This window comes from Micromonospora sp. bgisy143 (genome assembly GCF_057708145.1).
Genome location: NZ_JBYIRN010000052.1, coordinates 1 through 13,808, shown reverse-complemented (window position 1 = coordinate 13,808; position 13,808 = coordinate 1). Strand labels below are relative to the sequence as shown.

Sequence of the window (13,808 nt, the reverse complement as noted above, 5' to 3'; positions counted from 1 at the left end):
CGCCGATGGCTCTCTCGTCGACGAGCAGCCCCTTGAAGAACAGGCCGGGACCGGCACCCCCGGCACGGATCCCGCAACGGGATCCGTGCCGGGTGGGCCGATCAGATGAACGCGAGCGAGCTGAAGAACGCCGGGTAGCAGTCGACATAGATGTCGTAGACGCCGGGCGGCACGTGCACGGGACCCAGGGTGGTCCCGTTGGAGCACCGGGCGCTGACCGCGGTCGTCGGCTGGCCGGTGAGGGTGCAGCCCTGGAACACGATCAGCCACGGGTCGATGTACTGCCCGGCGTACGGGCAGGAGCCCGACATCACCGAGAAACCGCCGCCCTTCGCCGGTGCGGCGGCGGTCGCCGTCGACGTCCTGACGCTCAACGTGCCGGCGGAGCTCGCCGATGCCCGCTCGGCACCGACGGCGGCAACAGCCACGTCACCGCTCGGCGCGGGTGCCGCGACCGCCGCGGACGGCGCGGCCATGAACGCGGCGAGCATCGCCGTCGCGGCCAACAGCAGACTGGATGCGCGGAGAATGCCGGATCGTGCCCCGGCGGAGGGTCGACTACGCCATGTCATTACCAGAACCACCTCTCGAGTGCTGTGCCATCTGCGGATGCGGGGGGGCGCGTACCTGGTCGCGCCCGACCCGGCCGGGCCGTCGTTCGACGTCCATGGCGAAGCGTTCCAGGGTGCCGGTGGCCGGGTCTTCGTGACAGGGCGAGAACCGGGTCGCCGGCGTACCCCGGTTCTTGCGGATGTCCGCAAGGCTGTCCGGTCCGCGTCAACCGGGCGGCGTGACCGGAACGCATCGATTACCGTTGATCGGCATGGGCGGTCTGTTCAGCCTCTGGCGGCAGCGAGTGGCCGACAACGCCCGCCGGGCGGTGGACGCCTACCAGGAGGAGCTGCTGGAATACCGCAACCTCGCAGCCATGCCGCAGGTGCGGTCGGAGATGCTCGATTTCGCGGTCTTCCTCCGTCAGCGCACGGTCGACCTCGCGGCGGACAGCGCGCCGTTCCACTCGCAGGATCTGGACCTGATGGCCGCGATGGGCCGCCAGCGCGGCGAGAAGGGACTCACCCTGACCGCGCAGCGGCAGGTGCTGCTCGTGCACACCCGGCTGACGCTGCGTGAGGTGTACGAGGCGGCCGGCCCGAACGACATCGCCGCGACGATGCACACGCTCGCCTGGCTGGCTCCTGCGGGACTGGCCGCCCAGGGCGCGTACACCCGGGGCTGGATCGAGGGGCAGCGGCGCACGCTGGCGACCGCCGCCCAGGTGCGGCTGCTGACGGTGATGCTGCTGGCCGGCGACGACAGCGCGACCGACCTGGCGCGCGGCCTGCACATGCCGGTCCCCGACCACGTCGTCGCGACGGTGGTCCGGGTGGCCGGCGGGTCGCCCGGGCCGGACCAGGCGGCGCGGGACGAGTTCGCCGGCGCGCTGCTGAAGACACACTGGATGCCGCTGAGCTGGCCGGAGCCGCACGAGGTGGTCGCGCTGATCCCCAGCTCGCCGGGCGGCCGGCAGCCGGCGATCGAGCGCGGGCTCGCGCTGGCCCGCGACGTGGCGTCGATGACCGGCCGGCCGTGCGCGGCCGGCACCGCGCCTGGGCGGGTACGCGCGTTCGGCGACGCCGTGGCGCTGGCCCGGCAGGTCAGCGAGGTCGCACCGGTGCGGGCCGTGCCGTGCCACGCGTACACGGTCACCGACGTCTTCGCCGAGCTGGGAGCCGCCCGGCTGACGGAGGTCGGGCAGTGGCTTCAGGTGGTGGCGGCGCAACTCGACGCCGGCCCCGACCTGGTCGCCACGCTGGACGCCTACTACCAGCACGACATGAACCGGCTCGACACCGCGGCCGCGCTGTGCATCCACCCGCGCACGCTCGACTACCGGCTGACCCGGGTGCGCGACCTGACCGGGCTGGAGCCGGGCTCTACTCGCGGCGTACGCGTGCTGAGCACCGCCGTCGCCCGGATCCTCGCCGGTTAGATCAGCGGCCGGCGAGGAGCTTTCGATGCGCTTCGATCGAACCTGAATGCTCTCCGGCTTGGGCCCGCATCGAGGGATGCAGCCCACGTCAAGCGAACTCCGTTACCGCCAGCGTTACCACAAGATCACACATGATCTTCTATATCCGCTGGTGAATACCAGTCGGGACGGCCGGATTCGAACCGACGACCCCTTGACCCCCAGTAGTCCGGTGGTCCAGCGGCGTGCTCAGGCACGTTCTCCCAGGTCGCGTGAAGTGTAAACCAGCCGAGTAAAGGAGTCATCGCACCACTCCCCCGCCTCATGCCTGGGGCGCCGAGCACCGCATCAGCGGACGTCCTGGCCGTTGCGGCTGCACGACGCCGACGGTGAGGCAAAGACGCTGAGCTGGGGTAGGCTGGCCGATCTGACCGCGTATCAGCAGGAAGCCGCCGCCCGCGAACGCGGTCTGGAGACGGTAATCGCGGCCCTTTGTACGAAGAACACCGACCTTAACACCCTGCTCGGCGAAGCCCGGATCGGCGCCGCAGCGGCCGACGCCCGCGCCGACAGCGTCGAGGCGTTACACCCAGCTACTCACCGTCCTGTCCGACCGGCGCAACGCAGCGCCGCATTGAAAGGCCCCGCCGAATGACCTCGACGGCACCCACATCGTCGTTCCGGCCGCTGTGGCTGGCCGTCTTCGTCCTCGCCGCCGCGGCGGTCGGCGCGGTGGCCGGGCCGCTCGCCGTCGCCGGCAGCCCCAACGTGCCCACCGCCATCCTTACCGACACCGTCGCGCTGCTACTCGCCTTAGCGCATTACCTGTCCGGCAGCTCCCGGTGACACTGGGCACCGCCCCGGTGCGGTATCAGCCGAACGCCGACAACACGGTGCTGCGCGACGTGCTGCACCGGCTGTGGGACTACCGGTGCTACGCCTGCGGAACACCCAAAGATTTCACCGACGTCCAGATCGACCACCTAATCGCACGGAACCTGACCCCCGCCAACCGCGCCACCGTGCTGCACCGCTACGGACTGCCGCCCAGGTTCGACCTCGACCGGCCGGCGAACCTCGCCCCGATCTGCGGCGACTGCAACCGTAAGAAGAGCAACCACCACGCCCCGACGATCACCCTGATCCTCGGCATGCACCTGGACAAGGCCCGCAAGCTCGAGCCCCGGGTGGACGCCGCAGTCCGCGGCTTCGCTGCCGGCAACCGGATTGGCAGCTACCTGCGCCGCGTCAACGCCGACAGCCTGCACGACAGCTCGGCCCGGACCGCGTTCCTGCGCCATGCGCCAGCGATCGTGCAGAAACTGGCCCTCACCGACCCGGCCGGCGTCGACTTCTTCACCGCTGACCACCTGCACGTCGAGCTGGAGTCCTTCGCGGTCCCGGTCGCGCTGACCCTCAACCAGCGGGGTCGCAGTGCCATGACGGTGCTGGCCGAGATCATCGGGTGCCCACTGGCCGACGCCCTGCGCAGCGGGGTGCACACTTTGGTTGGCGCGGTCGCCGAGCAGGCCCGTGGTTCCATCGAGAGCGTAAATCTGCCGAACGGTCCGGTGAACGCCGAAGAACCGCAGTGCGACGACCTCGACCTGACCATCGACGAGGTCGACTTCCGCCGTGCGAACGACGATCTGACGATTACCTTCGACGGTGCGTTCTCCGGTCACTTCTCCGGCTCTGTGGTCTTCGACGCCCCGGGCGGTGACGGTCTGATGGTTTCCTCGGCGGACAGTGAGGTCGCCGGCCGGTTTGCGTTGTGGGCCAGCTGGCAGCTCGGAGCCGCGGGCGGGCCACCGGCCGAGTCGTCCGCGGAAGTCACACACTGGGCGCGAAGCAGCGTGCTGATCTGATCCGAGTCGGCAGCGCCCAAGGCACGGGCGACTCGAATCGTCGCCCGGGACGCTGGCGGCCGGTTCCTGCCACCGGCACCGCGGCGTTTTTGTCGTACCTCGATGCGACGATGGGTAGTCGTCGGCGCGGCGGTCGACGGCACACCCCACGGCCCTGTCCTTCGACGAGGTGTTGCTCTTGAATCCGCGGCCCGGCCCGCCACAGCTGGCATTCAACTTCCTACCCGTCACTTTCACCGCGGCCACGTTCGACGGCGGCGAGGTGCCCTATACCTCCCCCGAGCAGTTGTCCGCACTGCGCGTCAAGCTTGTCGACAGTCACGTCGTCACCAGGATCCGGGACTCGATCAAGTGCATCCCGATCGTTGACGGCGCTGACCCGTACGGCACCCCGACGACCTATCACCTGCGGGAGCACAAGCCGCTGACGATGCGGCTGGCGGAGCAGGCGCTGCTGCGTGCGGTCCGCGGCTGGGGGTACCAGCTGCGCAAACGGCAGCCGGTCACCTTCGTGTCCCGGTTCGCCGGTAAGGATCTGCTCGAGCCGCTCGTGGGTGAGCACCGCCCGCAGGCGCTCGGCCGGTTGCACGTCTACCCCCAGTTCATCTTGGATGCCCGGACGATGGGCCCATCCGACCGGCCGGGTGTGATCGTCGGCGTCAAGACCCGCCGCGAGATCGACCTGACCGTCGCGGAGCTGCTCGAGCTGGGGGTCGGTGTGCTCGGTCAGTACGTGCTCGCCAATCCCGGCACGATGGTCACGGAGCCGGACATGGATCCGTGGGCGTACCGGCGCGCGGCCGGGGCAGTGGAGCGGGTGCACGGCAGCGACCTGATCCTGCGCGACGCTCCCGGTGCAGACACCATGGACGCGAGCCAGGCGTGGCTGGAGGGCAGGCTGGAGACCTTCCAGGACGTCCTGCGCACGCTGGCCGGCACCGACGGCGCCCGCATCCAGCGGGAACTCGACCAGGCGGCCTTCGAGTTGCTAGGCGCCTTTGGCCGCTACGAGAAGACGATCGACATCGCCACCCGGCTCGGTAAGCACGGGCCGCTGCTGCTGGCCAACGGGCTGGCCGCCACCATCGAGCAGCCGGTCGGTTCGAGCAACGGGCGCTCGGTACAAAGTGTGCGGTACCAGTCGCCGACGTTCCGGTTCGACCAGGCCGGCGACAAAACCGACTACAAGCTCGAGCGTGGCCTGACCACGAATGGACCGTTCGACGTCGAGTTCTTCGCGAACAAACGACCCCGGATCGCGGTGATCACACCGCGCGAGCACAAGGGCGTCGTCGAGAACTTCATCAACCAGCTGCTGCACGGCGTACCGGGGCAGAACCCGTTCAGCCAGGGGTTCATCCGCAAGTACCACCTGGCCAGCTGCGACGTCTCGGTGCACCCTTTCGATGGCGGTCCGCTAGACGCCGACGCCTACCGGCACGCCTGCCGGGCGGCGCTGCAGGCCGGCGCCGTCGACCTGGCCATCGTGATCACCAGCGAGGCGCAGACCCACCTGGCCGGCGACGACAGTCCGTACCTGGTGGCGAAGTCCACGTTCATGGGGCACGGCGTGCCGGTCCAGGAGGTCAAGATCGAGACGGTGCGGCTGCCGAAGCTCGCCGTCCCGCTCAACAGCATCGCGCTGGCCTGCTACGCCAAGCTGGGCGGGATCCCGTTCGTGATCGCCGCGCCCCGCGCCCTGGCGCAGGAGCTGGTTATCGGAATCGGCAGCGCCCACGTCAAGGCCAGCCGGCTCACCGAGCCGGAACGGGTCGTGGGTATCACCACCGTTTTCTCCGCCGACGGCACCTACCTGCTTTCGAACGCCTCCCGAGAGGCCGACTACGCCGACTACCCGCGAGAGCTGCTGCGCTCGCTCACCGAGTGCATCGAGGACATCAAGAACCGCAACGCCTGGCAGCGCGGCGACGGCCTGCGCCTGATCTTCCACGTGTTCAAGCCGCTCAAGGATGTCGAGGCGATCGCGGTCAAGCAGTTGGTGGAACGGCTCACCCGCGACTACGCGTCGGTCGAGTTCGCGTTCGTCCACGTCAGCAACGACCACGAGCTGGTGATGTTCGACCGGGCGAGCGCCGGCATCGCCACCCATGGCGGCGCGGTTAAGGGCCGGTTCGTCCCGGAGCGCGGGCACGCCGTCGCGATCGGACGGCGCGAGATGCTGCTGGCCGTCGGTGGCCCCTACGATCTCAAGAGCGCCACCCACGCGATCCCCAAGCCGCTGCTGCTCAAGCTGCACGCCGAGTCGACGTTCACCGACATCGAGTACCTCGCCCGGCAGGCCTACCGGTTCACCAGCATGTCATGGCGCACGATGTACCCCTCGCGGCTGCCGGTGACCATCCAATACTCCGATCTGATCGCCGAGCTGCTCGGCCAGTTGCGGCACGTGAAGAACTGGAACGCTGACGCGATCGTCACCCGCCTGCGCGGCAGCCGGTGGTTCCTGTGACCGCCCCGGACCCTGGCGCGCTTGTGCCGGTGGGCTCCCTGCTCGGCGATCAGCTCCGGGCCCTGCAGGAGCCGCTGCTGCGGGCCAACCTGCCCGGCAACCTCGACGGACTGCTCGCCCATCACCTGCTGGGCGGGCGTCACCTCGGATTCCGCTGGAACGTCGATCCGCTGACGCCGGCGTGGCTGCGCGATAACACGCACCGATTCATCCAAGCCGCGGGTCTGGCCGTGCTCGGCTACGGCCTGACTGCGTTCCCGGGCGAGCAGAGCCCGGCGGCCCAGGAACTGCTGATCGACGGCATGGCCGAAGTGATGCGCCGCAGCCCCTTCCAGAGCGATGGGGTGACCTTCATCAACGACCCCGGCCAGCTCGTCGGCCTAGCCCTGGCGGCCAACGCCGTGGCGGCCGAGGCATCCCAGGTCCGCACCTGGCTGAGAACAGTGCTGCAGGACGCCCGGCTACGCCCGCCGACCCTGCTGCTCCAGCTGTTTCAGGAGTACGCTCGCCATCTGCTCGACCTGGACCCGGCGGCCCGGCCGGCCCTGGACGGCATCGACGACCCGGTAGAGCTGGCCGCGCTGCACTGGGTCCTGACCCTGCCGCCCCGCCCCGCGGCCGGTGGCCCCGACCAGCTGCGCCTGCTGCATTCCCGTCTGATCAACGCGATCCTGCTCGGCGGGCCGCGCCCGGTCGCCGCGTGGCGGTCGGCGCTGTTGATCGAGGCCGCCACTCGCATCGTCACCAGTAGCATCGACGATCAGCTGCTCAGCCTCAACCACGTGGGCGTGCTGCTGAGCCGGTTCGAGGACGCGATGCGCCACTGGCGCTACGACACCGCCGGCGAGCGGCCCATCCGATGGCAGATCACCTCCGAACGCGAGGTACAGGACATCCTCTGGATGATGCTGCGGCCGGTCTTCCCCGACCTCGTCGACGAGGAGACCCTCCGCAAGATCGGGCACAGCACGTACCGGGCCGACTTCGGCATCCCGTCGCTCGGCCTGCTGATCGAGGTCAAGTACGCCCGGAAGGCCAGCGACTTCAAGGAGTTCGAGCAGCAGATCTTCATTGACTACGTCGCCTACCTGACCGGCAACGGCCCCTACCGCAAGCTGGCCGTGTTCATCTACGACGAGTCCGGTTCCGTCCAGGAGTACGGCACCACCCGCCGTGCCCTATTGGAACGGCCTAACATCACCGACGTCGTCATCGTGTCCCGGCCGAGCCACGTGCCGGTCCCCACCCGTCAGTCCCGCTCACGCCGGTCCGGCTCCCGACCGTAACGGTCGTCCGGTAATCCCGCTGCGCAGCGCAATCCGCGCCGTCGGCACATTTTCGACCGACAGAGCCGGTGGAGTCATCCCGCGATGGCCCTCCGCCTGTCTCGACCGAATCGGTGCGGGAGGAGGTACCCACAGCCGGGCTCATCGGTGGGAAGCACCGTGGACAGGGACCCAGCTCGCGGCGGTGCTCGCCGCGCTGTCCGGCATCCTGGTTCCTGACTCGGTACAGTTCCTGCACCGAAAATCTTGCCCACGGAAGGACACGTGCGCGGTTGGACACCGTTGACTTCCGGAACTGGTGCACCCTCGGTGCACTCGTGTCCATCGGCAGCCACCACGCTGGCGTCATCGAGTCATTCGACGACGCCACTGGCATCGCTACCCTTGCCGCCGCGCTGCCCGGCGCGTACGCCGACTCCGGGTCCCTCGCCCTCATCGCCCACCGGCTTGGGAAGGACGGGGTGGCCAAGTTCCTCAGCAACAAGCTGCCGACCAAGGCATCTGCACGGTCCGGGGACATGGGTGAGATCCTTGCGACGGCGTACCTGCATGAAGAGCACGGATGGGTGGTCGGACCGAGCCGGCTCATCCAACGCGACCATCAGCAGTGGGCGATGCGCGGCGACGACGTGCTGGGCGCGAAGCTCGACACGGCGGGCAAGGCGGTGATCATCAAGGCGGAGGCCAAGAGCCGCGTCACCCTCGCCAAAGCCACCGTCACGGAGGCCCGCAACGGTCTGGCGCGGGAAATGGAGATGCCCTCGGCACATTCGCTCACCCAGTTCGCCGAGCGGCTGCTGTCGACAGCCGATGCCGAGGTCGGCGAAGCCGTGCTGATGCTGCAGCTGCTCGACGAGGTCCGTGCCAACCGGGTCAGCCACCTGATGTTCCTGTTCACTAGCAACGACCCCGGCAAGCACGTGACCGCTGACTTGCAGGCGTACACCGGCGCTGTCGCGCAACTAACCATCACGCTGCGGGTACACGGCCACAAGAAGTTCATCACCGACGCCTACGAGCTGGTGGTCACCGATGGCGCGTGAGGCGCAGCGCCTGGCACAGCTGCTGACGATGGCCACTGACGCCGGCTTCCGCGGCCGGCTCCTGGCCCGTGGGCAGGCCCAATCAATGATCCGCCGCGAAGGGGTCCTGCCTGCGGGCGCACCTACGTTCAGCGCCTTCCTCGACGCCGACCTGCTCAACTACGGATACGCTTTGCTGTCGACCAGCCTTGGCTTGCTGGAGGCGGCCGAGGACGACACGACGGGACAGCTGACCCTCACCCGGGAAGGGTTCATCCAGAGCTCGTACGCCATCGAGGCTGCCACCCGCAACGCAGCCCCAGGACCCGAGCTGGTGTTTCATAACCTCGTCGCCGGGGCGGCCAGCCACCTCGCCGGCTACGCCGCCCGCGCGTACTCGCTGATTCACGCGAGCCGCGCGTCGGGCCGGCTCACGCCGATGGAGCACACCCTCGCGGACTTGCTCATGCGCGACTTGTCCGCTATCGACCAGCGGACCCGCCGGCTGCGGTCGTCACCTGAGGTCTCCGACGAGGCCATGCTGTCCGCCTTCACCGCACCCGACGTCGACCCGGACGACCCGGATGTCCTGAACGACCTGGAAAACGCAGCTGATCAGGTCGGGCCCGTCGTGCTGCTGCTTAGCGAGAACTACCTCTCCGCGGTTTCGGCCGCCCTGTTCGCCATCGAGATTGGCAGCCGCGCCCTGCTCGACGCCGCGCTGCAAGACCTGCAGCTCGGGGAACAGGCGTCTTCGGACGTCAGCGCGCCCGGGCCGTGGTGGGTGTACCGCCTGACCCGGCACCTGCTCGGCGAGCTGTTCGACACCAGCCTGCAGACGACGATTCCGCAGCCCCCGCCGCTCGGAGCCGCCGCTGACCGTGCCGGCCGGTGGCGCGAGCTTCGGGAGACCTTCGTCGCGTCGCTGCTGGCCCGCGAACGCGCCGAGATTGACCTGTGGCCGTCGCAGCTGCATGTCGTCCACCGGATCTTCCAGGACTCGCGGGATCTCGTCGTCGCGCTACCGACCAGCGCCGGCAAGACCCGAATCGCCGAACTGGCGATCCTGGCGTGCCTCGCCCAAGGCCGCCGGACGGTGTACGTCACCCCGTTACGTGCCCTGTCCGCGCAGACCGAGCACGTTCTGACCCGGACCTTCGCCCCGCTGGGCATCCGGGTCTCATCGCTGTACGGCAGCATGGGCACCAGCGACGTCGATGAGGACACCCTGCGCTCCGGTGAGGTCGTCGTCGCCACCCCGGAGAAGCTGGACTTCGCGCTGCGATCCGACCCGTCCGTGCTCGACGACGTCGGCTTGATCGTGCTGGATGAGGGACACATGATCGGCGCCTCCGAGCGCGAGGTCCGCTACGAGGCCCAGATCCAGCGCCTGCTGCGCCGCGCCGACGCCGCGACCCGGCGCATCCTGTGCCTCTCGGCGGTGTTTCCCTCCGGCAACGACCTCGACGACTTCGTCGCCTGGATCACCGACGATGAGCCGGACGGCCTGCATCGCGAAGGCTGGCGCCCGACCGGGCAGCGGTTCGGGCTCGTCGAGTGGCGCGGCGACCACGCCAGGTTGACGATCACTCTCGGCCCGGAACAGTCGTTCATTCCTCGCTACTTCGAGGCCAAGAAACCGCGCCCACCGCGCCGCAAGCTGTTCCCTGCCGACCAGGGTGAGCACATCATCGCCACGGGATGGCGGCTGGTCGAGGAAGGCCAGACCGTCCTGGTCTTCTGCCCGCAGCGCAACTGGGTCGAACCTTACGCCCCAAAGATCATCGATCTGTACGGTCGTGGTCTGATCCCGTCTGTGCTGCCGGACGGCGTCGATCTCAGCGACGTGCTAACCGTCGGCGCCGAGTGGTTCGGCCCCGACCATCCCATCCTGCGCTGTCTTGAGCTCGGCGTAGCCATCCACCACGGAGCGCTGCCGGGGCCGTTCCGGCGCGAGGTGGAACGGCTCCTGCAACGCGGCAGTTTGAAGGTCACCATCGCCTCGCCGACACTGGCCCAAGGGCTGAACCTGTCCGCCTCGGCCGTGCTCTTTCACAGTCTGCACCGCAGCGGGGAGCTGCTCAAAGGATCCGAGTTCGCCAACGTGATCGGACGGGCCGGCCGGGCATTCGTCGACACCGAAGGTCTCGTCCTCTACCCGATTTTCAAGACCGGTGCCTGGCGGCGCCAGGAATGGCTCGGGCTGACCCAGGGCGACGGTGGCCGGCCGCTGCAGTCCGGGCTCATCGGCGTCGGTGTCGCCTTGGTCCGGCAGCTGGTCACCGCCTACGGGCTGGCCTCCGTCGAACCGGTGCTCGCCTACCTCACCGGCGGCCTGGACTGGTCGCTGCCCGTGCTGTCCGCCGGCACCGCTGACGAGCAGGCCGCCGCGGCGGCGGGCTGGCGGTCAAACCTGGCGCTGCTCGACATCGGCATCCTGAGCATCGTCGGTGACGGCGACCAGGACCTCGTCACGGACGCGGCGACGCAGTTCCTCACCGATGCGCTGCGTGACTCATTGTTCGAGCGTCAGCTGCGCCGCTATGACGACACCGCCCAGGCCGTCCTGCGCGAAGTCGTCTTCAGCCGGACCCGGCACCTGTGGCGCACGTCGACGGCCTCGCAGCGCCGAGGCTGGTATCTGGCCGGACTGGGCGCGCAAGCAGGATCCGAGCTCGCGCAGGTCTCGGGGCATATCGTCGCGTTGGCCGGCCAGGCCGAAACGGCACTCCTCGGCGACGACCACGAGCAAGCCGGCGACCTGATCACCCAGATCGCCGACGTCGTGTTCGCAGTGCCGGCGTTCGGACCGGAGAACCCGGTCGACAACCGCGACACGGTGCTCCGGCACTGGGTTCACGGACTGGCCCTCAGCGAGGTGCCGGGTGACCGGGTCCAGATCGCGCAGTTCATCGAAGCCGACGTCATCTACCGGCTGGTCTGGGGGATGGAGGCAGCCCGCGTCTATGAGACCGCCCAGGACAACGCCGACGCCACCGCCCTGCTGGGCACTGCGGTCACCGCGATCGAGACGGGCACCTTTCATTTGCCGGCCTCGGTCCTCATCCGCTCCGGATTCGACTATCGCCTCGCCGCCATATCGGCGGTGACCAGCACTGGCGCCTCCTTCGACACGGTGGCCGGCATGCATCACTGGATCGACAACCTCGACCTCGCCCACGCGCTGAGCCCGCAGTGGCCGACACCCGAGTCGCGGTCGGCGTGGGAGGCGTTTGCGAACCCCACACGGACCCGCCGCGCACACCGGTGGCGCCGGCAGACTGTGGTCGTCCCCGACGTCGTCTGGCACGTGGCGGCACCGGATCCCGAAACGTGGCTACGGGTGACCGACGCGGACCCGGGAAAGATCGACATCTGGTCGACGGGTTTCGACCTGCTGGGCGAGGCGTCGGTTCGCCTCGTGCCGCAGCGGCACGGGGTGCTGCGCGCCCGGCGCATGCCCGTCGGTACTGGGATCGTGCTGCACTATCAGGGCCCCGAGGAGGTATCACCATCGCCGGCGGGCGCACCGCTGCCCTCGTGAGACAAGCGGCTGCGCCGCCTGCGGCCGTACGGTCCGTGCCGGCACCGAATGGTTTGGTGCCGGCAGCGCCTGTCGTAGCCGGCGGAGCTAGTGCCTCGTCATGTAGCCGGCGATCCGTCGTGTCCGCCTCCCCCGCCGGGAACGAACTGGCGAACGTGGCGTCCGGACCGTCGCCGTTGAACGCGGTGCCGGACATGCGGACGACCGCGAAATGGATCGTGCCGCCACAGCAGCGGTTGGCTCGCTCCTGCTCGGCGCTGGACCGTTCACCGCGATCGGGAAGGTCACCACCCTCAGCGACGCATGGTGGGCATTCCTCGCCCTGGTCGTGGCACTGGCAGGCGTCGGCATCGGCATCTGGTTCACCGCCGATCGCTCACTCCGCCAATCACCACGCTGGCCATGCTAGGCGACCCAGAGCTGGACAAGCTCCGGTCCCGGATCGCCACCGACCGGACGCCTTCTTCGGGCCATTTGGAAACACCGCCGCCGGGCTGCGGGCGGGCATCACCACACACGCATCCGCAGCAGCTGAGATCGTGACCCTTTTCAGCCGGGAGACGGATCCGACCAACCGGACGGTGCTTGAGCAAGCCCTGTGGGACGCCCACGCCAACGAGGCCCCCTCCCGACAGTCGCAGCGGCGGCTGCTGAAGTTCATCCACGTCTGGCAGATCCGCAAGGCCCTCGTCGGGCACGCATGATCACTATCGCGGCGATGCCCGTAGTCGCATTGGGCGCGGTGATCTTCCTGCTCGTCAGCGTCGACCGGCCAAGGAGGACCCGAAGCCGGCTTCGAGCCCGTCCGCGTCCATAGGTCCCTGACGCCACGAGCCGGTGCCCCACCGCTCCTCCAGCTTGACGCGCGCCCGTAGCAGTCCGTCCACGCCAGCGGCGACCGCTAACCACTGCGCCACCGAACGCACGCGGCGGCCGACGCGCTGCTCAGCCCTTGACCCCGACAAGGTCGTTGCCTCTACCTGCGCACGCCCAGGCATGCCAATTTGTGAGCGGGAAGCTCGCATCCCGTTTGGCCGAAAATCGTCCACCGTTAAGCGGTCCAGCGACGGCCATAACGAGGCCAGTGCAGTACGCCTGCCAGGCGATTCACAGCGGAGGCAACCAAGACCGGCTCGCTAAACCACCCGAGTTAAGGGTTCCAGCAGCGCCTGACGCGCCGCCGCATCGAGCCAAAACATAAGCTGAGGGCTTCCGCAAGTCGTTAACCTGCGGAAACCCTCTCGCTGTCGGGACGGCCGGATTCGAACCGACGACCCCTTGACCCCCAGGACGTAGCGGTAGACGTTGGCGCACGTCAGCCACGAACTACTGGGCGGCGAGGCGTCGGCTGGGGTGCGGTCCGTGAGCGTCTCGGCGGGACGTGTGGTCCCCGGGTGGTCCCCGTTCGATCGAGCCGGGTCAGTAGCACGGCGGGCCATCAACTCACGACCTCTTCGTCCCGAACAAGGTCAAGTGCCATGTATGACATGGGCGTCTGGCTATTCATACTGGCCAGGGCTTCGGTGCTCGTCGGTCTGACGAGGTGCGGGAACCGTCCCTCTGCAAGATCGTCTCCCCGTTCTCTCCCAAACGGATGGGCCTGTGCATGGTTCCTGCCGGTGCTGGCTTCCCGTCGCGCAGGCTCCGTC

10 protein-coding genes are annotated in these 13,808 nt (G+C 68.8%); 9 read left to right on the top strand and 1 reads right to left on the bottom strand.

The window, feature by feature from the left end; all coding sequences use genetic code 11:
• Positions 1 to 101: 101 nt before the first annotated feature.
• The gene (locus AC3EN4_RS31445) at positions 102 to 506 is read right to left on the bottom strand and encodes a hypothetical protein (protein WP_435210142.1); all 405 of its coding nucleotides are present in this window, start codon (positions 504 to 506) and stop codon (positions 102 to 104) included.
• A 317-nt stretch (positions 507 to 823) separates the two neighbouring features.
• Between AC3EN4_RS31445 and AC3EN4_RS31440 the strand changes: the two genes are divergently transcribed.
• From AC3EN4_RS31440 to AC3EN4_RS31400, 9 genes are all read left to right on the top strand, one after another.
• Positions 824 to 1,990, top strand: coding sequence for a PucR family transcriptional regulator (locus AC3EN4_RS31440; RefSeq protein ID WP_435210140.1), 1,167 nt, complete (start codon positions 824 to 826; stop codon positions 1,988 to 1,990).
• 346 nt (positions 1,991 to 2,336) lie between these two features.
• Positions 2,337 to 2,624: a hypothetical protein gene (locus AC3EN4_RS31435; RefSeq protein WP_435210139.1), complete on the top strand. Its 288-nt coding sequence runs from the start codon at positions 2,337 to 2,339 to the stop codon at positions 2,622 to 2,624.
• Positions 2,621 to 2,815, top strand: coding sequence for a hypothetical protein (locus AC3EN4_RS31430; protein WP_210884957.1), 195 nt, complete (start codon positions 2,621 to 2,623; stop codon positions 2,813 to 2,815). The genes AC3EN4_RS31435 and AC3EN4_RS31430 overlap by 4 nt, the downstream gene beginning before the upstream one ends.
• Complete coding sequence (locus AC3EN4_RS31425; protein ID WP_435210137.1) at positions 2,812 to 3,837, top strand: HNH endonuclease; 1,026 nt, start codon at positions 2,812 to 2,814, stop codon at positions 3,835 to 3,837. Before AC3EN4_RS31430 ends, AC3EN4_RS31425 begins: the two co-directional genes overlap by 4 nt.
• A 178-nt stretch (positions 3,838 to 4,015) precedes the next feature.
• Complete coding sequence (locus tag AC3EN4_RS31420) at positions 4,016 to 6,307, top strand: argonaute/piwi family protein (protein WP_435210136.1); 2,292 nt, start codon at positions 4,016 to 4,018, stop codon at positions 6,305 to 6,307.
• Positions 6,304 to 7,593, top strand: coding sequence for a PD-(D/E)XK nuclease domain-containing protein (locus AC3EN4_RS31415; RefSeq protein WP_210884965.1), 1,290 nt, complete (start codon positions 6,304 to 6,306; stop codon positions 7,591 to 7,593). The genes AC3EN4_RS31420 and AC3EN4_RS31415 overlap by 4 nt, the downstream gene beginning before the upstream one ends.
• A 317-nt stretch (positions 7,594 to 7,910) precedes the next feature.
• Positions 7,911 to 8,636 carry a Hachiman antiphage defense system protein HamA gene (locus tag AC3EN4_RS31410; protein WP_435210134.1) on the top strand — a complete coding sequence of 242 codons (726 nt, stop codon included), beginning with the start codon at positions 7,911 to 7,913 and terminating at the stop codon, positions 8,634 to 8,636.
• Positions 8,626 to 12,159: a DEAD/DEAH box helicase gene (locus tag AC3EN4_RS31405; protein ID WP_435210132.1), complete on the top strand. Its 3,534-nt coding sequence runs from the start codon at positions 8,626 to 8,628 to the stop codon at positions 12,157 to 12,159. Before AC3EN4_RS31410 ends, AC3EN4_RS31405 begins: the two co-directional genes overlap by 11 nt.
• Positions 12,160 to 12,698: 539 nt before the next feature.
• Positions 12,699 to 12,863: a hypothetical protein gene (locus AC3EN4_RS31400; RefSeq protein ID WP_425736247.1), complete on the top strand. Its 165-nt coding sequence runs from the start codon at positions 12,699 to 12,701 to the stop codon at positions 12,861 to 12,863.
• Positions 12,864 to 13,808: the final 945 nt, after the last annotated feature.